We start from the raw sequence: 23,395 nt of genomic DNA, 5'->3' as shown, positions 1-23,395 counted from the left end.
GCACCGATCACCACCACACCGCAGCCGGAGCACCTGGTAGTGCCCTCCACCCTGACCGTCTGATCGCGGCGTAGAGCGGCCGGTTTGCCACGCGGACCAATTCCGGGCTGCCGTGGTCCGTGATCCGCGAGGTCGTTCCGTTCGACCGAGGTGTAGTGGATTTCTACTGGATCGGCGGGTGGTCAGAGTTCGGCTCGTGGCGGGAAGTCGTTGACGGCGTCGGCGAGGTATTGGGCGAGTTGGTTGTGGTAGGCGTCGTTGGGTGCGCCGTTGGTGAGGTATTGGGCTGCGAGTTGGTGGGGGTTGGTGCTGTCTCGCACGGCGGCGTCGTAGTCGACGACGTAGTCGGCGCCGAAGTCGCCGGGGTTGGCGGTGAGGAGGGCTTGGTTGAGGTTGCGGCGTTGGGTTTCGCGTGGGTCTGTGGGGGCGAGGCCTAGTGGTGGCACGGTGGTGAGGATGACGTGGACGACGTCGCCGTTGGACCGCTGGTGGTGCTTGAGGGCGCTCGGGTTGTCTTCCTTGACGAGCAGGGTGAGGTTGTCGAGGGTTTCGGTGTCGGTGGCGCCGTTGAGGATGTCGGTGGCGCCTGCGGCGACGAGGATGGTGCGGACGTTGGGTGCGGCGAGTGCGGTGCGGTGGAGGTCGGTGGTGGCGTTGGCTGCGGTGGGTGCGCCGGTGTCGGGGCCGCGGCCGTTGGTGCTGTGGGCGTGGTGGACGTCGGCGGGGCTGAGGGTGCGTTGGTGGATGCGGATGTCGGCGATGGCGCCGTTGAAGTAGTCGATGTAGCTGCCGGCGTGGCGTCCGCGGCCGATGGTGAGGGTGCCGTTGGCGGCGAAGGGTGTGACGCCGGTGATGGTGTCTTCGAGGTTGGCGTTGACGTAGAGGCGGACGGTGCCGGTGGTGTGGTCGTAGGTGGCGGTGAGGTGGGTCCAGGTGTTGGGTGTGGGTTGGTTGTCGGAGTGGGCGCGGTGGACGGTCATGGTGGCGCTGTCGGCGGACAGGACGGTGAAGACCCAGCGTCGTTGGCTGCCGTCGTAGCCGAGGTGGAAGGCGTTGTAGCTGGTGCCTTCCTGCGTGATGGCGGTCTGCCCGGTGGTTGAGTTGGTCTTGAGCCAGGCGGAGACGCTGAAGCTCTTGGTGGTGTCGATGACCTTGCCGGCGGTGTTGAGGTAGGCGTTGGTGCCGTTGAGGTTGACGGAGCCGTTGTGGTCTGTGCTCCAGGTCGCGCCGCCTCGCAGTGTGGCGTGGTTGGTGCCGATGCTGTCGCGGGCGGTGGTGCCGGTGCCGTCGTTGAGGCGCCAGCGGGCGGTGTCGGGGATGCCGGCGCGGCTGGCGTTGACCAGACCGCCGGGCAGGGTGGCACCGACGCCGGCGAGTTTGCCGGGTAGGTGGTCGACCCAGGTGTTGCGTTGGGCGCTGCCGGGCGGTGCGGTGGCGCTGAGGTGGTCGCCGAGGACGACGACGGTGCCGTGGCTGGTGTCGGGTGTGGTCACGTCGACGCCGGTGATGAAGTAGCTGCCGGTGAGGGTGGTGGTGAACGGGGTGCCGTCGGTGTTGGCCACGGTGTTGCGGGGGGAGAGGTAGGTGGGTGCGGTGGCGTTGCCGTGCACCGGGGCGAGCGCGGTCGGGTTGGGCAGGTGGAGGCTGACGACGAGGTTGCCGTTGCCCCCTGCGGGGAAGGTGACCGGGTCGCTGTACGTCTCACCGCCCGCCGCGAGCGTCACTGCGGTGTTCCCGCCGAACGTGAGCGCGGTGGTGGCGGCGGTGGCCGAGTCGGTGCCGATCTGGCCGGCGACGGTTGCCGCGTCGATGGTCACCGGGGCGGTGTTGAGGGCGTTGGACAGCTTCACCCTGACCTGACCGCCGGTCACCGTCGGGCGCAGGACGGTGCGCAGGGTCTTGTCGCCGAAGCCGTGTCCGCCGGGCGGGACGACCGCGGCGTCCGCCGGGGCGGCCCAGGCGCCGATCCATCCGGCGTCGACTGGTCGGGGTGCCATGGCCAGCACGTGCAGCTCGGTGTCGCAGGTGTGGTCGAGCATGTCGCTGCCGTAGTTGGGCAGCGTGATCGACTTGACGACGCGGGTGGGGTCGGCCGGCACGAAGATCGGTGTGATCAGCGGCTGGTGCTGGGGTTCCCTGATGAGTTGGTTGTTGCGGTACGGCAGGGTGATGCCGGTGTGGTTCTGCGGGATGGGGCTGACCCAGTCGCCGGTTTCGGGGAACCACGGGTTGGTGGTGGTGCCGTCGGTGTAGGTGATCGTGCCGAAGGCGGGCTTGGTGGTGCCGCACGTGCCGAGCGCGAGCAGGCCGACTGCGCCGGCCTTGACCTGTTGCGCCGCGGGGAAGGGGATGGTCTGGCCGACGGCGATGACGTGGTCGTTGCCGGTGGCGGCATTGGCTGCGGGCATGGTGAACGCGGCGCCGTTGATCGCCACGGTCCGGCCGGGAGCAAGTCCCGCGGCGGCGAGGGTCTGCGCGGACAGCGAGTAGCCCGCGAGTCCGAAGTTGCCCGTGGTGACGCCGTCGGCGGCGATGCCGTCGTTGTTCATGGCGTCGGTGAAGCTCGCGCTGGTGGCGTTGTTGATCGGTTGGAAGGTCAGGTGGTCCAGGCCGATTCGGTACCGCAGCAGGGTCGAGGCGGGATTGGTGCTGATGGTCCGGAAGGTGATGTCGTGCTCGCCCGCGGTCAGGTGCGCGCCGCCCAGGCCGACGAACGTGATGATCCCGGTCAGGCTGTAGCCGTCGACGGGTGTGGCGTCGGTTCGACCGATGGGGGTGTTGTCGACGCTGACGCTGAAGTTGCCGTAGTGGTCGGCCTTGGTGATGCCCGCGCCGATGGCGTAGTCGGCCTCGATCGGAACGGTCACCTTGAGCGTGAACGACTGGCCTACGCCGTCGCCCTCGAACCGGCGCTGGGCGCTGCTGTTCCATCCCGGCAGGTTCGTCATGTGTACGAACGGCTTGTCGCTGGAGACGACGGGCAGGGCTTCGGCGTCGAGTTTCACGGTGGGGGACAGGTCGATGTAGTCGATACCTGCCTTGAACGACGTCGCGGTGGAACCGGCCTTCTTGGTGATCTTGACCGCGAGTTCGTGTGGTCCGGCGGTCAGGCGGATTCCGGCGAGCTGCTTGTCCACGCGGCCGGGTTGGGTCGCGGCCGGGGTGAACATGGCTCCGACCTGTTGGCCGTCGAGTTCGAATTCGGTGTTGTCGGGAACCGTCGCGCTGTCGATCATCCCGGCGTCGACGTTGTAGTAGCCGGTGGCGGGCACGGTGAACGGCAGCCGGATGCGCTCACCGCTGGTCGACGTCGTGGCGGTGATGTACTTGCCGCCGGACGCCATCGGATCGGTGGTCACCGTGCGGGTGACGGTGCCGGTCGTGGTGATGGTCTCGGCTTCGATCCGCTGGGTGGGCGCGGGTGCGATGTAGGAAGGTGCGACGTAGAAGGTGTAGGCCTGCGACTCGGGGGAGAGCTTGTGGGCGTCGTCGAAGCTGCGGACGTGAACGGTGTGGTGTCCGGGACTGATGTCCGCGGGCAGCGTGATGGTGGCCTTGCCGCCGGTGTTGGCCACCCAGCCGCCGGTGGTGCCGAAGGTCTGGTTGTAGTCGCAGTCGGCGGTCGTCGGGACGCGTTCGGTGCCGGCGCCGGTGAAGGTGTAGGTGAAGCCGACGATGTTCTGGGCGCCCTTGGCGTCGAAGGTGACGGTGCCGGGCTGGTTCTGCGGCCGTCCCCAGTAGTCCGCCGGGTAGTCCGCGCTGCTGATCTCGGGGGTGGCGGTGATCGGGTTGGGCCGGGCGGTGAAGTAGGACAGGTTCGACCACGGGCCGGCCCACAGGTTCTTGGTCGAGTCACCGGGGAACTGGTTCTTCACCGCGACCCGGAACCGGTAGTCGCCGCCCGGCAGGCTGTTGTTCGCTGTCCACGAGCCCTGGCTGCCGGAGGAGATGACGGTCGGCGGTGAGGCGCCGGTGTTGGCCTTCATCGTGGCGCCGTCGGCGGTCCAGACCTCGTAGTAGAGCTCCAGCGGCAGGGCGGGGATGTTGTTGTCGGTGGCCGTCGCGTACAGCGTCGGACGCGCGTCGGGTGTGACGATCTTGCCGCCGCAGTTCACCGCGTTGCCCACCCGCAGACCGGTGGCCACGTTGGGCGGATAGGCGTACAGGACATCCAGGAACGGGTTGTTGTCGAACGTCTTCCACTGCAGGCGGTTGGCCTCGTCGGGTGAGCGCAGCCCGACGTGGAAGTAGTCCCAGCTGCCGTTGATGACGTCCACGAGCGGTGACCAGGCGTTGAACGCGACCGAGCCGGCCCCGCCGCACTGGTCGCCCGCGCTCGAGGACTGGGTGTCGACCGCGCTGCCGGTGGGACCGGGCCAGCGGGTGGTCGGCCAGATCGTGTCCGTGTGGTGCAGTGAGACCGGTTCTGCGGTGCACGACGTGCCGTGCTTCTGGATGGTGTAGATCACCGCGCCGAACAGGTGCGGCTTGATTCCGTTGCGGGGCTTCAGTTCGGTGGTGTCGAACCGGAAGAACGATCGCGCGACCCAATTCCCGCCGCATCCGGTCCAGTTGCCGCACCGACCGACCTGGGCGTCCATGTCCGCGTTCCAGTACTGCCAGTCCGTGCTGGTGACTTCGAGCCACGCGGCCTTGTGGCGTGACATGAGCGGGTCGATGTAGACGGGGTACTGCACGTCCGTGCCGCGCAGCGCTTCACTGTCCGGGGTGATGGTGAGCTTCGCGGTGGTCGACGGACCTGTGTCGACGGCGGCGGTGTCGACGTCGATCCGCGACACCTTCGCGCCGCCGGGGTCGGTCGGAGTCGGTGCGGGGCCGAGGTTCTCGTCCGTCGAGGAGTCCCACATGATGGGCGTGGAGCCCTGGAAGACGACCTTGCCCGTGTCGTCGGTGGCGCTGAGTGCGTCACCGGTGCCGGTCAGGTTGAGACCTGTCGTGGCGGCGTGCAGCGTGAACGACGACAACGCGGGGTTCGCCGCGGCTTGCTCGTCCTTGACCACGAGCACTTCGGAGTAGCCGGTGCTGTTCGCGGTGAGCCGCAGGTCGACGCCGGGCAGCAGCTCCGGGTAGATCGCGCTGGAACCCTCGACCACCGGAACAGGCAGTGGGGACGGCCAGCTCAGCGTGAACTGCTTGTCGCCGTCCCGCATCGTCACCAACGGGGCGCTGCCGCCCGCGGAGAAGGACACGTCGACCGGCGTGGCGGCGGGGGACAGGGTGCCGTCGGCGGCGCGCACGAGGCCGGTGTCGATGTCGTGCCAGGCGCCGTTCTTGTTGGTGCGCACAGGTTTAGCGTGCGACCGGAGGGTCAAGGTGCCGTTCGGGTTGGCCAGCACCGTGCTGGTCTCGGTGAGCTCCCCGTCCACCGGTACCGGCTGTCCGGTGCGCTGCGCCTCGGTCAGCGCCGTGTTCTCCTGCGGTGTCCGGACATCCGACGATGATGGGGTGTCCGTCGTGGGAGACGGTTCCGGCTCTGCCACCGCGACAGCCGTACCGGCGACGGTCTGCACGGCCAGGGCCGCGGCGATGAGCACGGCGAGTAGCGCGGGTCGCCTGCGCACGGCGAAGCCAGAAGATGTAAGACGCACGAGTCCCCCCGGACGGTTCCACGACGGACCCAAACCGGGCCGGAGCGGACCCTAGCCACCCCGTGCCAGCTACGAACAGTGAAACCCCATGTGGCGAGAGTCACCCTCGCGGATGTAACGTCGCGCTGCCGATCATGCAGGTCGACGACCTCGTACGGGCGTCTGCGGGAAGCCTTCCCCGGAGGGTTCCGATCGTTTACTGTTCCGCTCGCCTGTGACCGATCGCGGTCCTGTTCTCGGGGGGCTTGACAATGCTCGGTGGAGATTCCACACGTCTGTCTACTGTGGCCAGATCTCGTCCGGGGCGACCCAGACGTGTGCTCTCCCTGCTTCTGACGGCGGTGATGACGGTCTCGCTCGCGGCCGGACTCACCTCCGACATCGTGCGGACCATCGAGTTGCTGGCAACACAGCCGGAAAAGCTGACCCCACGGGTCGAACTCGCCCTGCAACCCCAGGCCGCTCCGGAGCCTGAAAACGCTCCTGCGGAGGTACGTGACGCGACGTGGCCGAACGCAGGCCGCGCGTCGGTGTCCGCGAGCGGAACCCCGCGGCGTGCGGGCGACCTACCGGTGACGGTCGCCGTCGAGGGCCACCGTGAGCGTCGGGTCGACGTCGAAGTGGTCGACCAGGACGTCGCGCAGGCGGCCGGGGTCACCGGTGTGATCGTCACCGTGACCCCCGACGACGACACCGAAGGCCGGATGTCGGTCGGTGTGGACTACTCCGAATTCCGCAACGCCAGCGGCGGCGACTACGGGGCCCGTCTCAGGCTCGAGCAGCTTCCCAAGTGCGCGCTCACTACACCGGACGTACCGCAGTGCCAGATCCGTACACCGCTGCCGTCCACGAACGACACCACGGCTGGGACCGTGACAGCGGGCATGACCGCCGAGCCGATGGTGCTGGCGGCCACCGCGGAGAGCGATAGCCCGAACGGAACCTTCAAGGCTTCGTCGTTGTCGCCGTCGGGTACCTGGGCGGTGTCGGGCAGCGGGGGATCGTTCTCCTGGTCGTACCCCATCACGCTGCCGCCCGTGTCGTCCGGCGGCCCGGTCACGCCCGGTGTGTCGCTGTCGTACAGCTCGTCCACAGTGGATGGTCGGACGATGGCGACGAACAACCAGTCCTCCTGGATCGGCCAGGGCTGGAACTACTCGCCAGGTTCGATCGAACGCACGTACCGCACCTGCGCCGAAGACAAGACGCTGCCGCAGGCACAGCAGACCGGTGACCTGTGCTGGGCCGGACAGATCGTCACCATGAACCTCGGAGGACAGGCCACCGAGCTGGTCTACGAGGAGGCCACCGGCACCTGGCGCGAGGCCAACGACAGCGGCTCACGGATCGAACTCGTCCAGGGCGCGGCCAACGGAGTCAACAACGGCGAGCATTGGAAGATCACCAACGCCTCCGGTGTCAGCTACTACTTCGGCCGCAACCGCCTCCCCGGCCACACCAGCCAGGAACAGACGAACTCCGCGTGGGCCGTCCCGGTGTACGGGCCGCGCGCCGGGGACAAGTGTCACAATCCCAGCGGCTTCGCCGCCTCGTGGTGCATGCAGGCCTGGCGTTGGAACCTCGACTTCGTCGAGGACACGCACGGCAACGCCGCCGCCTACTACTACGCGCCCGAGACCAACCACTACGGCCCCAACAATCAGACCACCGGTATCGCCTATACCCGGGGCGGCACGCTCAAGCGCATCGACTACGGCCTGCGCAACATCAGCGGCTCGGTCTTCGGAGCCGTGGCGCCGAACCAGGTCGTGTTCGATGTGACCGAGCGCTGCCAGCCCGACGCGACGTTCGACTGCGACCCGGCGAAGTTCAACTCCACCAACGGCAAGCACTGGCCGGACGCGCCCCAGGACCGGGAATGCAAGCCCGGCGCGGTGTGCAACGTCCACTCGCCGTCGTACTGGTCCACCAAGCGCCTGACCACGATCACCACCCAGTACAACCAGGGCACCGGCCCGGTCAAGGTCGACGAGTACCGCCTCGCCCAACAGTTCCCACACGTCGACGACAGCGTCAAGGAACTGCTGCTCACCTCGATCACCCGCACCGGACACAAGAACGGCAGTTCGACCGCGCTTCCACCGCTCACATTCGAGTACCAGGCCTACGACAACCGCGTCGTCGGCTACCGCAACATGTCGGCGATGGCCCACAAACGGCTCACCACGATCAAGACCGAGACCGGCTCCGCCATCCGGGTCACCTACAGCGCCAAGGACTGCACCGATACCAGTGTTCCGAGCGACCTGGCGAACAACACCCGCCGCTGCTACCCGGTGTACTGGACGTTGCCGTTCAACGAGGAACCGAGCCTGGACTTCTTCCACAAGTACGTGGTCGACAAAGTCGAGATGCAGGACCTCAACGCGGTGTCACCGACCAGGGTGACCACCTACACCTACCTCGGTGCACCCGCATGGCACTACGACGACTTCGAACTCGTCCGACCCGAACACCGCACCTACGGCCAGTTCCGCGGCTACGGCCAAGTCGAGACTCGCACCGGAAACCCCGGACACGCCTTCGGTGAGGTCGCCGACAAACAGACACTCACCCGCGCCACCTACTTCCGTGGCATGGACGGCGACACACTGCCGGGCGACGCACGCCGCAGCGCGTCGGTCATCAACTCGCTCGGTGAGAGCCTGACCGACCACGACAAGTTCGCCGGCACCGCGCTCGAAACCGAGACCTTCAACGGCGACGGCGGCGCACGCATTTCCACCAGCCTGGCCGAACCCGCCGTCATCGGCACCACCGCGACCCGTCCCCGCACCGGACTCCCCGCACTGACCGCCGACATCGTCGCCGTCACCCGCAGCAGGGCGATCACCCACCTGGCCGGTGGCGGCACCCGCACCACGACGACCACCAGCCGCTACGACAACATCGGCAGGCTGACGAACAGCACAGGGTCCGCAGACGGCGTCCCGGATCTGTGCAGCAGGACCACCTACGCCGACAACACCACCGCCTGGATCCGCGACCGGGTCTCGCAAGCCACCGTGTCCCAACAGGCCTGCCCTGCCGACGGTGTCGCACAGACGTCCATCCTCAGCTCCGCGCGCACCTACTACGACCAGCAGACGGCCCTGCACCAGGTCAACGCAGGCGACGCCACGCGCGTGGAGACCGCCACCGCCAACACCGGCGACGTACTCACCTTCGCCACAACTGGCTCCGTCACCTACGACACGGCCGGGCGAATCCTCACCAAGACCGTCGCGCTCGAGGCCAGGCCCGACGCGCTCGCGCGCGTCACGAGCATCGCCTACACCCCGGCCGACGGCGGCGTACTCACCAAGACCGTCACGACCAACCCCAAGAACCAGACCAGCACGGTCGAACTCGACCCGGGACGCGGCCAACCCACCGCCACGATCGACGTCGGCGCCCGGCGCACCGACGCAGACTACGACGCCCTCGGCCGACTCACCGCGGTATGGAAACCGGGCCAGCGCAAGTACGCGACCCCATCGGACCCCGCGTCCGTGACCTACTCCTACCTCGTCCGCACCGACGGGCCGCTCGCCGTCACCAACAAGACCTTCGTCGACTACGGCCTGGGGCGCACCAACTACCTGACCAAGATCGACCTGCTCGACGGGTTCGGCCAACTCCGCCAGACACAGGCCGACGCGGTCGGCGGAGGCACCGTCGGCAAGGACCTCTTCTACGACTCCCACGGCCGGGTCCGCCACAGCTACAACCGGTGGACCGCGACCGGAGCACCCACCACAACCCTGGTCGGATACGCCGCGGCGCAGGTCAACGACCGCACCGTCACCGACTACGACGGCGCCGGACGCGCGACCCTGGCGACCGCCTACAACGGCACCACCGCGACGTGGAAAACCAGGACCGTCCACGGCGGCGACCGGACGACCGTCTTCCCACCCCACGGCGGCGTCACCCGCACCATCCTCGCCGACGCCCGCGGCCGTGAAACCGAGTCCCGCGACTACACCACGCCACCGACCATCAACGGCGACACCGTCACCGGCGGCACGTTCCAGACAACCACCCGTGCGTACTCCCCGCTGGGACAGCTGGCCTCACTCACCGACCACACCGGCAACCAGTGGACGTTCAGCTACGACTTCCTCGGCCGCAAGACCAGTCAATCCGACCCGGACGCGGGCACGTCCCACACCACCTACGACCTCGCCGGACAGATCCTCACCACCAGGAACGCGCGCGACCAGACACTCGCCTTCACCTACGACGCCCTCGGCCGCAAGACCGCGGAGTACGCCGACTCCACCAGCGGCACCAAGCTCGCAGAATGGCGATACGACGGAGCCCGCAACGGCGTCGGCCTACCGTATTACTCCACCCGCTACACCCCGGACGGCGCGTACGACTCGGGCCCGACCGAGTACAACGGCAGCGGACTCGTCGGCAAGGTCCTGACACGAATCCCCGTCGCGGAGACCGGGCTCAACGCCATCTACACCACCTCCTACGGCTACACCACCACCGGCCTGCTCAACCACCTTCAATACCCCGGCGGCGGCGGTCTGGTCAGCGAGGCCGTCGGCACCAACTACAACTCGCACGGCCAACCGACAATCACCTCGGGCAACAACGTCTACGTGTCCGACGCCCTCTACACACCGTTCGGCGAAGCACGCGAGTTCACCCTCGGACCCTCGCACAACAGCGCCCGCCTGACCTACGACTACGACCCGCACACCCGCCGACTCGCCGGCACCAAGTTCACCGCGGCCCTGGCAGAACCCCAGATCGACGCCACCCGCTACACCTACGACCACGCCGGTAACGTCACCAAGTCGGTCAACACCCGAGGACCCGAGGGCCGCGCCCCCGTCCGCACCCAGTGCTATTCCTACGACGCCCTGCGCCGCCTGGACCACGCCTGGACCGCCACCGACAACTGCGCCGCCAGCCCGTCCACGACCGAAGGCCACGCCAACATCGGCGGCCCCACCCCGTACTGGACGTCCTGGACCTTCGAACCCGGCGGCCTGCGCACCACCCAGACCCAACACGCCCTGCCCGGCACCACCGGCGACACCACCACGACCTACGCCTACCCCGTCAAGGGCAGCCCTCGACCGCACTCGCTGACCAGCGCCACCACCACCGGCCCCTTGGGCCAGACGCTGTCGACCTACGGCTACGACCAGTCCGGCAACACCACCCGCCGCACCCTCCCCACCGGCCAACAAACGCTGACGTGGGACAAGGAGAACCGGCTCGACACCGTCACCTCACCCGAAGGCACCACCAAGTACGTCTACGACGCCGACGGCAACCAACTCATCCGCCGCGACCCCGGCAAGACCACCCTCTACCTGCCCGGCCAGGAACTGACCCGCAACAACGCCACCGGCGCCGTCACCGGCACCCGCTACTACACCCACAACGGCACCACCATCGCCCTGCGCGTCGCCGGCACCAACCCCACCTACCTCATCTCCGACCTACACGGAACCAACTCCGTCGCGGTCCAGTCCGTCGGCTTCGCCGTCAGCCGCCGCACCTTCGACCCCTACGGCAACCAACTCAACCCACCAGAAGGCCTGCCCTGGCCCGACCGCCACGGATACCTGAACAAACCCGTCAGCGAGACAACCGGCCTCACCGACATCGGCGCCCGCAAATACGACTCCGTCACCGGCCGCTTCATCAGCGTCGACCCCATCCTCGACCTCGAGAACCCCCAACAGTGGACCGGCTACGCCTACGCCGACAACAACCCCACCACCTACAGCGACCCCACCGGACTGTTGCGCTGCGGCCCGGACGGTGCCGGCTGCGCCGTGCCCGATTACGACAACTGCTGTGGCGCGCCGTCGAACGACCCGATGCTCGGTGGCGACGCCCCTGCCGGGCAATTGCCGAACTTCGGCGAGATCGACGGCTATAGGGTGCCCGGGGTACCCGGTGTCAACTTCAACCCCGCGTTCCTGGAGTCCGGGCTGGCTGCGAACAAGCCGGCCGGGAACACACCTATCGCCAGCGACTACGACGCGCTGTGGAGAACCGTCTTCGCCCTCCGCGCCAGGTGTTCTGAGGCCCTCGCGGCGCAGAGTTCTGACTGCGATCTGAAGACGTACCATCGGTTGCAGGAAGACGAAGCGATCTTCGGCGAGGCTGCGGTGAGCCACGCGCGCGGCGCCGCAGACATGGAGGCCCTCATCGAGGGGCTCGCCGCCGCCGGCGGAGCGGGTTTCGGCATGGGCAGCTTTGCTCCTCGTTCCGGAGGTGGTGCGTCCAACGCCGATTCCGGCTCTAATTCCGGAGGTTTTTACTCGGACGGTACGTATCGGAATACCCTTAAGCTCAACGGTGTAGATGTTCTGGTGGCCGGCAAAGTCAATATTGAGGTCGACTCGGCGGGAGTCCGTACACTGGTCATGCGGGATCTGTCTGTGTTCGGCAGGGGCCAGGTCGGGCCTGGGATTCGTGCCCTGGCTGAAGGGGTGAAGATGGTCGTGGCGGAGGCTGCCGTCGTGCACAATGTGCAGTATGTGGTATTCGAAGGGACGCGTATGCACAATGGTTATCGGCAGGGCGGCTCCAAGTACGACATCCACGGCAATAGAGTCGGAGGACGCAGGTGAGGCTTGAGGACTTCTTCGGAGTCGACGTCGATCTGGACGAGGTCGCCCGGTGGGCACGTGACGGCGACAATCTGGAGGTGATACTCACCCGGCTGCGCGACATGGGTTGTGAGGTGGTGGGTTGTATCGCGGTGTTGAACTCAGCCGGTGTGATGCCGATGTCGGAGGGGAAGGCCGCAGTCGTCTTTTCGGAGACTTGGAAGGACGAGTTGCCGCGGAACCTGGCTTTCCAGAAACGTTTGGGTGAGTTCGTCGACGGGGAGACCGAGAGTGACACGGACGCGACCCAGTAGCGTGTCGCCGCTTAGTTATGGCTCGTGTGACTGGGAGGCTGTTGTCCGGTAGGTCCTTGTCCTGCCGGATGGGGGTGGTCGTGGTGTCGGAGATGAAGCGGCCGGTCAGGTTGATCGCGCGGGTTGTGAAGAGTTGCTTCGGCTGACCGTCGCGGGTGTGCGGCCGGCGTCGGCGATCAGGCGGCTCGGGTGCTGCGAGCGTTGGATACCTCGGCAGGTGAGGTCGACGCGATGGTGGGTGCTGCGGACGATCATCGTCGACGGGGTGCGCGAGTAGGACCACGTCTCGAACATCGGCAGGTGCGCGTTCAGGATCTGCTTGCCCTTGAACGAGGCGACGGAGAATTGAGGAACGACCGCGCCTTGACCGCGCTGCGGTTGTAGGTGCCAAGCTTCAGCTCCGGCGACGTGGACTGGTCGGTCGTGTGGTCCGACTGCAGCCGGGTGTCGAAGCTGGAGTACGCCGTGCCGACCGCGTAGGTCGGGTCGACCGTGATCGGGTAGGCGCGTTTGGGGTCGTTGAACCACACCGGGTCTGGGGTGACAACGAGGTGTGTGGAACCGTCGGCGGCGGTCTGGACCGCGGTGCCGACAGTGGCGGGGTTGACGTGCTCACCGTTGCGCTTGTCGACCTCGGCGTCCCACATCAGCGGGACGGGGATGCTGGAGTGCACTCGGCTCTCGGCGTCCAGGAAGTCGATCGTGCTGTCGGTTTGCTGACCGCGCTCGAGCTGATCGACTCGGTGCTCTAGACCGAGCAGGTGGTCGCCCTGCCCAGTGAACATCCACTGCTCGCGGCCTACTGGAACACCAAGGCGTTCGCGCTCTCCGTGCTCGGCGAATCGGACGCGGCCCGTGGGTGGGCGATCAAGGCACTAGAAATCGTCCTGGAGGTCTACAGACCGGACCACCCCCAGGCAGCGGAACTGCGCGAACTGCTGTAACAACACACCGACGAGCCTGCTGCTCTGCCAAGTCCCCGGTAGTTCTTCAAGCACTCGTGCGACGCGGCGGCCGCAGGTGGGCACCAAGGAGCCGGCCACGATGGCAACGTGGTCGGTGCGTCAGCGTCGGTATCCTTGGCGGGACAGTCGCAGACGGGTACGGAGTGTTGTGCGGTTCGACCACCGGTAGGCCGCCATCTCGGCGAGGATGCGTTGCATGAGTCGGGGAGCCTTATGGCGCGGTGGCCTTGTCGTCATCGCGTTCCTAGTGGTCGTTGTGTTCGTCGCAGCCTTGGTTCCCCAGTGGCTACATCCGCCTCTGGGCGAGACTGCGTTGCGTGGCGTCGTTGATGCTGAGAAGCGCATCCAGCTCCAGCAGGCGCAAGGACAGCTGCAGAACAGCGTGCGATCAACTCTCCTACAGGCGGTAGGAGGGCTGTTGGTCCTCGTGGGTGCTGCCGCGGCGTGGCGCCAGGTGCAGGTGAGTCGGGAAGGTCAGATCACCGAGCGGTTCACCCGGGCGATCGACCAACTCGGCAGCGACAACCTGGACGTCCGTGTCGGCGGCATCTACGCGTTGGAGCGGATCGCACGCAACTCGCCGGCGGACCGGAACACCGTGCAGTTCGTCTTGGGAGTGTTCGTGCGCAACCATGCGCCCTGGGGCGTTGACGAACCCAGGAAGTCACGCCCCGCGGACGGGGTCGTTGATGAGCGGCTTCCGTGGTTGCAGCGACGTATGCCCGACATCCAGGCCGTCATGGTCGTCCTCTCCCGGCGCCCCGAGGCGGCCGGGAGTCCGGCGTTGATCCTGTCCCGTGTCGATCTGAGGAGTCTGTTGCTGCCCCGAGGGGCGCAACTGGCCAGGACGGTGTTCCGACACACCAACCTGGCCAGAGCCTGGTTGGCGGGAGCAGATTTGCGGCATGCCGATCTGACCGGTGCCGATTTGCGCAAGGCCAACCTCGAGGATGCCGACCTACGGAATGCCGTCCTGCATCACACGAGTCTGGTGGGAGCCAACCTGGTAGGTGCGAACTTGTCCGACGCCGACCTGCGAGGCGCCGACTTGCGCGAAACGACGCTCGATCCAGCTTCTCTGCAAGGCATCCGCGCAGACGCCACCACTCGATGGCCTACAGGCTCAGCCATCAAGACCCGCCATGACGCCGAGGACGGCTCCACGGTCTAACGGTGCAAGACCTTGACGGCACGCGCTTACGGCTCCACAACGTCACTGCAGTGCACCGAAATGCAAGCCGACACGAGCCACTGACTGGGCAGGTCGCTGATCACAGTGTCTAAATCGGAGATCCTGTTTGCAAAGGCTTCTGACCGGTACGTCAGCGGGGACAACAGCCACTGTGGACGGTGGGACACCGGAAGATCGCCTGTGCTACGTTCTTCGTGTGACACGTCCCCACGGCGGACGGGGAACACACAAGATCATCGCGGTGACGAGGTGCGGGGATTCGGCCCCCTGGGTGGGATGTATCCCACGCGTGGGGGTTCAAGTTCGGACACATTGTTACCCCATGGGGTTGGTTCCAGCATAGTGGACCGGCTCCGTGGGGTTTTCCTTTTCCCGCGTGGGAGCGGCAAGTGTCCCGTCGATCGTGACCGTGTCGGCGCGGCAGACGACCACCGCCTGGTTGGCGCGGATGCGCTGGGCCACCGTGCGCGGGCTCGCGGCGGCGGGCAGGTGCAGCGCGCGGCCGATCCTGGTGATCAGGCGGTCTTCGCGGAGGTAGAGGGTCGCCGGTCGGTCGTCGGTGCGTGGTCCGGTGTGGCCGTGGCGGCAGCGGTAGCCGGCGCGTCCGTTGACCCAGTGACTGTCCAGGCGTCGGTCGCAGGTTCCGCAGTGCAGCAGGCCGGCGAACAGGTACTCGCGGGTCTCGCCGGTAGTGGTGGCGCGTCGGGTGCGCAGCCGCTGTACAGCGACGAAGTCCTGTTCGCTCACCAGTGGGGTGTGGGCGCGTTGCCGGGAGACGACCCACCGGTCGGTCGGGTTGCGTTTGACCATGCGGCGGCGCCTGCGGTCGGCGGGGGTGGTGTGGTCGTGGTCGACGCCCTGCCGGTTCCAGATCTGCCAGCCGGTGTAGCGCGGGTTCTGCAGGATCACCGTGACCGTCTCGGCGGTCCAGCGGCGGCGGGTGCGGTGGGTGTTGCGGTCGGAGTCGTGCGCGGCCGGGCAGGGGACGCCGCGGTCGTTGAGGTCGCGGACCAGGCTGTCGACGCTGCGGCCGGCCCGGCGTTCGGCGAACAACCACCGTACGACCGGCGCGGTTTCCGGGTCGGCCTCCAGGCGGTAGGTCATGCGGCCGCGGCGGGCGTCCGCGAGACGGGGGTGCGTACCGGACTCGACGAGCCGGTAGCCGTAGGGCGCCCGGCCGCCGAGGAAGCGCCCTTCCAGGGTCTGTACGCGCATGGAGGCCATCGCGCGGTGGCGGGCACGCACGACCTCGCGCAGCGACTGTCCTCCCAGCATTTTGACCAGGGCCCGGTGCTCGGGGTTGTCCATGTCGATCGCCTCCCCGGACTCGGGCAGCCACACCTGCACCCCATGGCGGCGGAACAGGGCCAACAGTCGCGGCAGTTGGTCGCCGGCGAACGCGCGCTCGTATTCCCCCACGATGATCGCGTCGAATCCCCGGTTCGGGTCGCGTAGCGCGGCCAGCAGCTCGGCGGCTGCGGGACGGTCGCGCCACGCGCCGCGGCGGGACTGCCCGGCGTCGAAGAACACCTTCACGATGTGGCCGTGTCCGGCGATCGTCTCGGAGGCGACTTCCATCTGCCACGCTTTCGAGGTTTCCGGGTCTTGGTGGTCGATGGTGGAGGTGCGGCCGTAGAAGGCGAACCGCAGGCCGTCCGCGGGCTCGGGGCACCGGCGGTGGCTTCCCCGCGGCGTGTCCTCCTGCCGTCCCATCCAGGCCATCATGATGTCCCGACCCGTCATCATCGCCGCCCTTTGTTGTGCCGTGCCACCGGAAAATCATGATCATTTCACGGTGGTCGCGGTCCGGTCCGCAGCGTGGTCCGGTGCGGCGGCGTGCCAGCCTGACGAAGCACCAGTTCACCCTTTCGTGTAGGCGCCCTCCAGCCGCAGCGCGTAGGTATGGACGCGGTCCCACGCAGAGGACGTCGAGTGGTACAGGCGTGAGCTGTGCGTTCGTCGGTCGTGCGTGCCGGAGGGGGATCGGTGGACGTCCACGGACACGCAGGCGCGCGTCTACCGGCGGATGGTCGCCGTGGTTAGAGTCGCCGTCGGCTGCGACCGCCACTGGCTGCCGAATCGGTGAAGGGCGTCTGCATGAGCACGGACGAGGGTGCCGCAAGGCAAGGCGAACCCACCACCGAGCAGGAGGAGAACCTGGTGGAGGCGATGCTGCGCCACCAGGTCGGCATCGACCCCGACCACGTCGGCGCCGTGCTGGACCTGGCCGCCGTCGGCCTGGTCAACAGCGCGTGGCGTAACAGCCCCGTGGAAGACTGGCACGCCGGAGACGGCCCGCTGGGCGACGGGGACATGCTGCGGATCAACTCCCACACCACCCACAGGGTCCGGGACATGATCCGTCGCTGGCGCACCGACTGCGGCATCGACGCCCACTCGCCCACCTCCGAGTTGGACCGCCTCGACATCGAGGCCGTCGACTGGCTCATGGGCAGGCTCTGCCGCTGGCTCATCGACCCGGACCGCAGGCTGCCCATCGGGGCCACGCTGGCCGACATCGCCCGCGACGGACTCGACGAGCTCACCGACCACGTCGCCGGAACACTCGGCACCGTCGCCATCCAGGCCGAGGAACACAGCGCCCACTACGCCTTCCGGCGCGCCGCCGCGCACGGCGGACTCGCCTGCCGCCACTGGTGGGGCACACCCACCTGGCCAAGACTGGTCGACCGCTTCCTCACCGCCCTCGACGACCCGACCGACCCGCACTGGGGATCCGACGGCGAGCGATTCTCCCGACTACCCACACGACCCGCCCGGATCAAGGACAACAGCCAGCTGCGAAAACTGCTGCTGCGACACCCCTGGAAACTGGACACCGCATCGGCGGACTACCTCGTCACCGCCGGCATCGGCTACCTGCGCGACCTCATACCGCCACCGCCCACCCCGACCGCACCAGGCGGCTACTGACCTCCGACCAACAGCCCCGATCGACGGACCGCCGACCGGCCCGTCACCGCAGACCCCCGCCACCCGCTGACGCGGATGCTGATCCAGGATGCGGACAACCAGCACGACCGGATCAGGCCGTGGTCTTCCGCCGCCGTCCGACAGGCGCCCGGGGACCGTACTCATGGCGGATCTCGACGCCGTCCCGTGCGCAGATCACCCGAGTGCCTTCGCTCCACGACGCGACAACCGCACCACCGGTCTCAGCGCACACCGGTCGGTCGGGCATCACCACGAGGGCGATGTGCTCCAGCAGGCGATTCTCCCGCCAGTACAGCGGACTCGGCGCGCCCGCCGGACGCGGACGAGAACTGTTGTAGCCGTGGCGACAGCGGTAACCGGGACGGCCGTTCACCCAGTGCGCGTCCATCCGACGATCACACAGCCCGCACACCGCCAACCCACCCAACAGGTACTCCCGGCGACCACCATCACCCGCCGGGCGCCGGGCACGCACCTTCTGCGCCTCGGTGAACTCCCGCATACCCACCAGGGGCGCGTGCGCGACATCGAGAGAGATCGCCCAGTCCTGCGGCAGGTTCGGGTACTGGCCCGGCCGTCCGGTGCGCGGGTCGACCTCGTCACGGTCGCCTGCCATCCGGTTCCACACCTGCCGACCGGTATAGCGCGGATTCTCCAGGATCGTCTTCACCGTCGGCGCACCCCACCCCTGCCCCGACCGGTGCCGGTTGCGCCCCGGATCGGCCGCCGACGGACACGGCACACCCCGCTCGTTGAGCCCGCGGGCGATCCCCGCCACCGACATCCCCTCCAGGCGGCGGGCGAAGATCCACTTCACGTGCGGGGCGGTCCGCGGGTCCGGCGCCAACTTCCACGCCCGCCGCCCCCACCGCGCATCCGCACGGTTCGGGTGCGGCCCCGCGTCGACCAGCATGTACCCGTAGGGCGGGCGGCCTCCCAGATAGCGGCCGAGTTCGGTCTGGGCCTTCATCGACCGCAGCGACCGGTTGCGGGCTCGGATCACCTCACGCTGGGACTGCGCCCCCAGGAATCGCATCAACCGGCGGTGCTCGCCGTCATCCAGATCCACTGGGCCGGCGACCTCCGGCAGCCACACCTGCACACCGGCGGCCCGGATCAGCGGCACCATCTCGTCGAACTGGCGGCCGTAGAACGCCCGTTCGTACTCTCCCACCACGATCGCGTCGAACCCGCGGTCCGGATCGGCCAACGCCTCCAGCAACCGGTCACCCTCCGGCCGGTTGGACCACTTACGGCGACGCGAGACCCCCTCGTCGAAGAACTCCGCCACGACCACCCCGTGGCCTTCGACCAGCAGCTCGCTCATCTCCCGCTGCCACAGCCGAGAGGTGTGCCGATCCTGGTGCTCCGAGGTCGACATCCGCCCGTAGAACGCGAACCGCAACCCAAGGTGCAGGTACGGATCCTGCGAACGCCTCCGCTCACCTCGCCGCTGTTTGGCTTGTAACCAGCCGTCGAGCAGATCCTGGTCGGTTCTGGACGTGATCATCGCGAGGGCCTTCATCGTGGAGGAGTGGAACGCCCTGCGTGACCGCTCCGCACCACCGGACTGACGCGGAACCACCCGCGTACCACTCGAACAGAGCAAGGCATACAACCAAATAGTCCTCTGCTTGGCTGCTTCAAGTCGCTGGGCAGCAGGTGCCGCCGAAGTAGGCATCAGACCTTGCCTATTTCCACCGATGGCCCGGTTCGCCTGGTGCGGCCGGGCGACACGGCAACGAGCCGGTCCCGTCGGCAAGATCATGGCCGAAGCCCCGGACTGGCCCCACGCCCACGTCGGACCATGTGCCCCTCACTGAGAACCGGACACGATTCGGCACCGCACCGCACCGCACCGCATCGCGGCGCTGCGACTGGACACAGGGACCGCTGGCCGAAGCCTGCGGTTTCGACCGCAAGACCGTCAACCGCATCGAGAACGGCAGACAGTCACCCAGCCTCGACCGCGTCTTCGTCCTCGCCGACGCGCTCGGCGTACAGCCGCTCGCACTGTTCCACCGGTCTGGTCCGAACTGCATCGGCACGATGATTGAGGTTGTCCCCTTGAACCGGACACCCTGATCCCAGACAGCGGTCTGGGGAAGGATGTTCCCCGTGTCAGGCAAGTCGAAGTACCCCGAGCAGTTCCGCAGGGACGCCGTCGAGCTGGCCCGCTCGTCGGACCGGCCGTTGCGGCAGGTCGCCCGCGAGTTGGGCGTGAACCACGAGACCCTGCGCAACTGGGTACGCACCGCCGAACAGGCGCAGGTCGGACCGGTCGACGCGGCGGCGGTGGTGGACCAGGAGGAGCTGCGGGCGCTGCGCAAGCGGGTGGCGGAACTGGAGTTGGAGAAGGACATCCTCCGGAAAGCCGCCGCGTATTTTGCCAAGGAGATGGGTCGTTGACCCGCAGCTACCGGTTCATCTCCGAGCATCGCGCCGTCTTCGGCGTCACCCGGCTGTGCAGGGTCCTGGGCGTGCGGCGTCCGGGCTTCTACGAATGGCTCGCCGCCACCCCAACCCGGGCGGAGCGGGCTGCGGACGACGAGCGCCTGGCCGCCGAGATCGGCGAGGTCCACGCCTGCCACCGGGGTGCCTACGGGCGTCCGCGGATCGTCGCCACGCTGCGCCGTCGTGGCCGTCGGGTGAATCACAAACGGGTCGGCCGGGTCATGCGCGAGCGCGGGGTCGTCGGCCTCACCCGCGCGAGCAACGCGCCACGTTGGTCGATGAGGTGACCCGGTTCACCGAGTTGGGCTACATGATCATCGAGACCCGGCACGACCTACCCGACGACGTTGCGGCGCTGGAGGAGCTGTGCGACGACGAGGACACCACGCCGCTCGACCCCGCCGGGCACACCGATTGCCCGGGCCGCGCGGTGCAGGTCTGGGTGGACCGCAGCCTGAGGGTCGACGTCATGCACTTCTGTGTGGAGTTCACCGAGTACGGACACCGCACGATCTCCTCGGCGATGATCGCAGCGGTGGAGGCGCGGTTGCGCGACGCCGGTGTGCCGATGTGCTCCACGGCCTGGCCGAGGGCGTGGCGGGAGCTGGCGTCGAAGGCGTCGCGTTCCTCAGGGCAGCAGCGCCGCACGGATCGCTTGATGACTTGTCACGCCCCGTTGGGGGCGTGACAAGTCATCAGCTGCTCGCACTCTTCACGGGGAAAGCCGCGCTGTAGGCTCGAGCGCGTCAGCCGACGAGCGGCGCGACGATCAGGTAGTCGATGGCGGGTGCGTACTTCGAGCGCTGTCCGAACTGGTCGGCCGCGGCGCCCTCGGGTTTCGGCGCCGTGATCGTGAGCCGGTTCGTCCCGGCCACCAAGTCCACCGGCACCGCCAGGTCGCGGAACTGGTTGGGGTGGAGAGTGTTCGGGAACGCGACTCGGTGCACCTGCCCGTTGACGGAGATGTCCGCGTACTGCGTCACCAGGTCCGGGTTGTAGTGCGTCGGGACGGACTCCTCGGCGTTGGCGTAGCGGATCACGAGGACGTGCCCGCCGGTCCGCTCGGCCGGCACGTCGAGGACCAGTGCGTTCTCCGGCCCGTCACCGATGTTCGTCGCGACCAGCCCTGAGGCGTACGGGAAGTCGTCGCTGAACGTCGCTGCCCCGGTTGCCTGCCCGGACTTGGCCTCCACCTTCACCACCCCCGTCGCGTCGGCCGGGCCGACGCGGACCCGGTCGAGGAGCAGGGTGCCGTCGTCGCCGACCGCGGTCAGCCGGTTGACGCCGGCGGAGAGGAACAGGCGCGCGATGTCGGTGCCGGGGTGGGTGCCGACGATGACGCCCTCGACGGTGTGGCCGTTGAGCGCCACGTCCGCTTGGCCGCCGCCGAGGTGGTCGAAGCACACCGTCGCGTACCCGTCGTTGGCGGCGTGCACCCAGAACGTGACCGACCCGCCGCGCGGTACCGCGGCGATCCCGGGGCCCGATGCCCCCTCGATGCCGTACTGGGGCTCGGCGGAGCGCAGGTCGGCGTATTCGGCCTCGTAGGACGCCCAGCCGTCCGAGCCCAGGTCGACCAGCGCGAGGTCGATCTTGTCGATGGCCGCGTCACCGCGGGTCGAGCCGAGCAGCGGGTCGGACGCGGCCAGAGTGATGGTGTGCGCCCCGGCGTCCAATCGCACGCGGGTGTCGGTGCGCTCCCATACCGCCCACTCGTACGACATCGGCAAGCGCAGTTCTCGGGGTTGTTCGCCGTCCACGCGCAGGAACACGTTCGTCGGGCCGTGTGGCACGACGTTCGCGTCCTTGAAATGGCTGCTGGAGAACACTCCGATGTCGTAGTCGCCGGTCTCCGGCACGTCCACGGCGAACGAGAGCACGACGTCGGAACCGGTGCGCAGCCCCCTGACGTGATGGAGGTTCGAGGTGGCGAACTTGCTGACGTCGTCGGCGCTGCCCTCGGGGTCGCTGAGGCTCCAGCCGGTGCCGGTGTGCGCGGCGTCCTCGGCCTCGTAGGTCCGCCGCCACCGTGTGCTCGCGCCGGCGGTGGGGCCGTGGCCGGCCGGGCTGATGATCACCTGGTAGGCCGACATCGCGTCCAGGTCGGTGAACGGCAGCACGAAGCCGTCGTCGCCGACCTCGCGCACGGCGTCGAGCAGGGGCCTCGGCGCGGGGGAGTCGCCGAGCTGTCCTGTCCAGGCGATCTCTTCCACGGTGACGTGGACCCGGTCGCCGAACAGGAGTCGGTCGACGTTGGCGAACCGCACGTCCGCCGCGCCGTCGGCGCCGCCGAAGAGGAGGCGGGCCTGCCTCTTGCCGTGGTCGAGCGTGGCCACGCCCTGGAGGGTGTACTGCTCTCCGGGGTGAGGAGGTGTCACCTGGACCGTGTCGCCGCTCATCCGGCCGTAGGCGTTGAACAGCCACCATTGGCCGTTGGCCTTGTTGGCCTCGGCCACGCTGTCGTTGAGGTTGCCGTCGATGTTCCAGTACGCCAGGTCGCCGTCCACCTTGGACTCCTCCAGTGCGGCGATCCACTGGATCATCTGGCCGGGTACGGAGAGGTGGTAGCGGAAGGCGTACTCGTTGATGTTGATCGGCAGGGGGCCGATGCCGAGTTCCCGTTCCCATGAGCGGTACTTGGCGACGCTGGTGCGCACCCTGTCCGGCGACGAGAGCTCGTGCCAGGTGATGACCTCCGGCAGGCGGTCGTTCGCCTTGCAGTGCTCCAGGAAGTACCGGACCTGGTCGTAGAGGATGCTGGTGTTGGGGCCGGCGATGCGGGCGCGCGGGTCGAGCCGCTTGATCAGGTCGTGGAGCAGGTCCCACTCCTCGAAGAAGGCCCGCGGGTCGTTCAGCCAGCTCACCCCGTCGTAGCTGTGCTCCCCTTCGCCGTAGTAGTTGCCCTCCGGCTCGTTGAACGGCACGTAGACGATGTGGTCGCGGTACGGCGACGCGACCACCTGCCGCACCTGGGCCTCCACCTTGGCCCGGTAGTCGTCCCGACCGGCCTGACCGGGCTCCCGCCGGTACGGGAAGCCCCGGTAGATGTCGGCCATGTAGATGTAGACGTCGCGACCGCCGTTGGCCACGAAGGGCTCGACCACCTCCAGGGCGTCGGCGCCGGGGTGTTGGACGCCGTCCTGGGCCTTGGTCGACAGGGTCTTGGGGTAGAAGCCGGCGAGCACGGCGTCGCTGGGCACACCGGGGCCGTAGACGCCGTAGAGGGAACCGGCGGCGCCACCGTGGATCGGTCCGGTCGCGACGTCGAGGTCGACGGTCAGGGTGTCGGGGGCAGTCTGTGTCGAGGCCATTGGTG

General features: G+C 68.0%; 14 protein-coding genes. 9 read left to right on the top strand and 5 right to left on the bottom strand.

Features of this window, described 5'->3' with window-relative positions:
- Positions 1-182: 182 nt before the first annotated feature.
- Positions 183-5,582, bottom strand: a complete 5,400-nt coding sequence (locus F4560_RS46175) for a LamG-like jellyroll fold domain-containing protein (protein ID WP_184920972.1) — start codon at positions 5,580-5,582, stop codon at positions 183-185.
- Positions 5,583-5,953: 371 nt separating this feature from the next.
- Here F4560_RS46175 and F4560_RS45615 point away from each other — a divergent pair, with 371 nt between their 5' ends.
- Positions 5,954-12,220 (top strand): RHS repeat-associated core domain-containing protein, encoded by a 6,267-nt coding sequence (locus tag F4560_RS45615; RefSeq protein WP_184920970.1) that lies wholly within the window; start codon positions 5,954-5,956, stop codon positions 12,218-12,220.
- A complete protein-coding gene (locus F4560_RS16370; protein ID WP_184920968.1) occupies positions 12,217-12,513 on the top strand; it encodes a hypothetical protein in 297 nt (98 codons plus the stop codon). Before F4560_RS45615 ends, F4560_RS16370 begins: the two co-directional genes overlap by 4 nt.
- 308 nt (positions 12,514-12,821) lie before the next feature.
- On the opposite strand, the gene F4560_RS16365 is transcribed toward F4560_RS16370, so the two are convergent.
- Positions 12,822-13,298 carry a hypothetical protein gene (locus F4560_RS16365; protein WP_184920965.1) on the bottom strand — a complete coding sequence of 159 codons (477 nt, stop codon included), beginning with the start codon at positions 13,296-13,298 and terminating at the stop codon, positions 12,822-12,824.
- Between F4560_RS16365 and F4560_RS16360 the strand changes: the two genes are divergently transcribed.
- Positions 13,275-13,457 (top strand): hypothetical protein, encoded by a 183-nt coding sequence (locus F4560_RS16360; RefSeq protein WP_184920963.1) that lies wholly within the window; start codon positions 13,275-13,277, stop codon positions 13,455-13,457. The genes F4560_RS16365 and F4560_RS16360 overlap by 24 nt on opposite strands.
- Positions 13,458-13,674: 217 nt before the next feature.
- Positions 13,675-14,649, top strand: coding sequence for a pentapeptide repeat-containing protein (locus tag F4560_RS44655; protein ID WP_184920961.1), 975 nt, complete (start codon positions 13,675-13,677; stop codon positions 14,647-14,649).
- A gap of 336 nt (positions 14,650-14,985) precedes the next feature.
- Here F4560_RS44655 and F4560_RS16350 read toward each other — a convergent pair whose 3' ends face one another.
- Positions 14,986-16,383 carry a recombinase family protein gene (locus tag F4560_RS16350; protein ID WP_246477823.1) on the bottom strand — a complete coding sequence of 466 codons (1,398 nt, stop codon included), beginning with the start codon at positions 16,381-16,383 and terminating at the stop codon, positions 14,986-14,988.
- Positions 16,384-16,767: 384 nt separating this feature from the next.
- On the opposite strand from F4560_RS16350, the gene F4560_RS16345 reads away from it, so the two are divergent.
- On the top strand, positions 16,768-17,604 hold the full coding sequence (locus F4560_RS16345) for a hypothetical protein (protein ID WP_184920958.1): 837 nt from the start codon (positions 16,768-16,770) through the stop codon (positions 17,602-17,604).
- A 112-nt stretch (positions 17,605-17,716) separates the two neighbouring features.
- On the opposite strand, the gene F4560_RS16340 is transcribed toward F4560_RS16345, so the two are convergent.
- On the bottom strand, positions 17,717-19,150 hold the full coding sequence (locus tag F4560_RS16340; protein ID WP_221483522.1) for a recombinase family protein: 1,434 nt from the start codon (positions 19,148-19,150) through the stop codon (positions 17,717-17,719).
- Between the two features lie 284 nt (positions 19,151-19,434).
- Here F4560_RS16340 and F4560_RS16335 point away from each other — a divergent pair, with 284 nt between their 5' ends.
- From F4560_RS16335 to F4560_RS16320, 4 genes are read left to right on the top strand one after another with little or no spacing between them, the layout of a single operon-like run.
- Positions 19,435-19,710 (top strand): helix-turn-helix transcriptional regulator, encoded by a 276-nt coding sequence (locus F4560_RS16335; RefSeq protein WP_184920957.1) that lies wholly within the window; start codon positions 19,435-19,437, stop codon positions 19,708-19,710.
- Between the two features lie 33 nt (positions 19,711-19,743).
- A complete protein-coding gene (locus F4560_RS16330; RefSeq protein ID WP_184920956.1) occupies positions 19,744-20,034 on the top strand; it encodes a transposase in 291 nt (96 codons plus the stop codon).
- Positions 20,031-20,366, top strand: a complete 336-nt coding sequence (locus F4560_RS16325; RefSeq protein WP_184920955.1) for an IS3 family transposase — start codon at positions 20,031-20,033, stop codon at positions 20,364-20,366. The genes F4560_RS16330 and F4560_RS16325 overlap by 4 nt, the downstream gene beginning before the upstream one ends.
- Positions 20,363-20,767 carry a hypothetical protein gene (locus tag F4560_RS16320; RefSeq protein WP_184920954.1) on the top strand — a complete coding sequence of 135 codons (405 nt, stop codon included), beginning with the start codon at positions 20,363-20,365 and terminating at the stop codon, positions 20,765-20,767. Before F4560_RS16325 ends, F4560_RS16320 begins: the two co-directional genes overlap by 4 nt.
- 58 nt (positions 20,768-20,825) lie before the next feature.
- Here F4560_RS16320 and F4560_RS16315 read toward each other — a convergent pair whose 3' ends face one another.
- Complete coding sequence (locus F4560_RS16315; protein ID WP_184920953.1) at positions 20,826-23,390, bottom strand: carbohydrate-binding protein; 2,565 nt, start codon at positions 23,388-23,390, stop codon at positions 20,826-20,828.
- Positions 23,391-23,395 lie beyond the last annotated feature (5 nt).

This window comes from Saccharothrix ecbatanensis (assembly GCF_014205015.1).
GTDB classification, from domain to species: Bacteria; Actinomycetota; Actinomycetes; order Mycobacteriales; family Pseudonocardiaceae; genus Actinosynnema; species Actinosynnema ecbatanense.
Note: the sequence above shows the minus strand (reverse complement) of the source record. Positions and strands in the feature narration are given on the sequence as shown.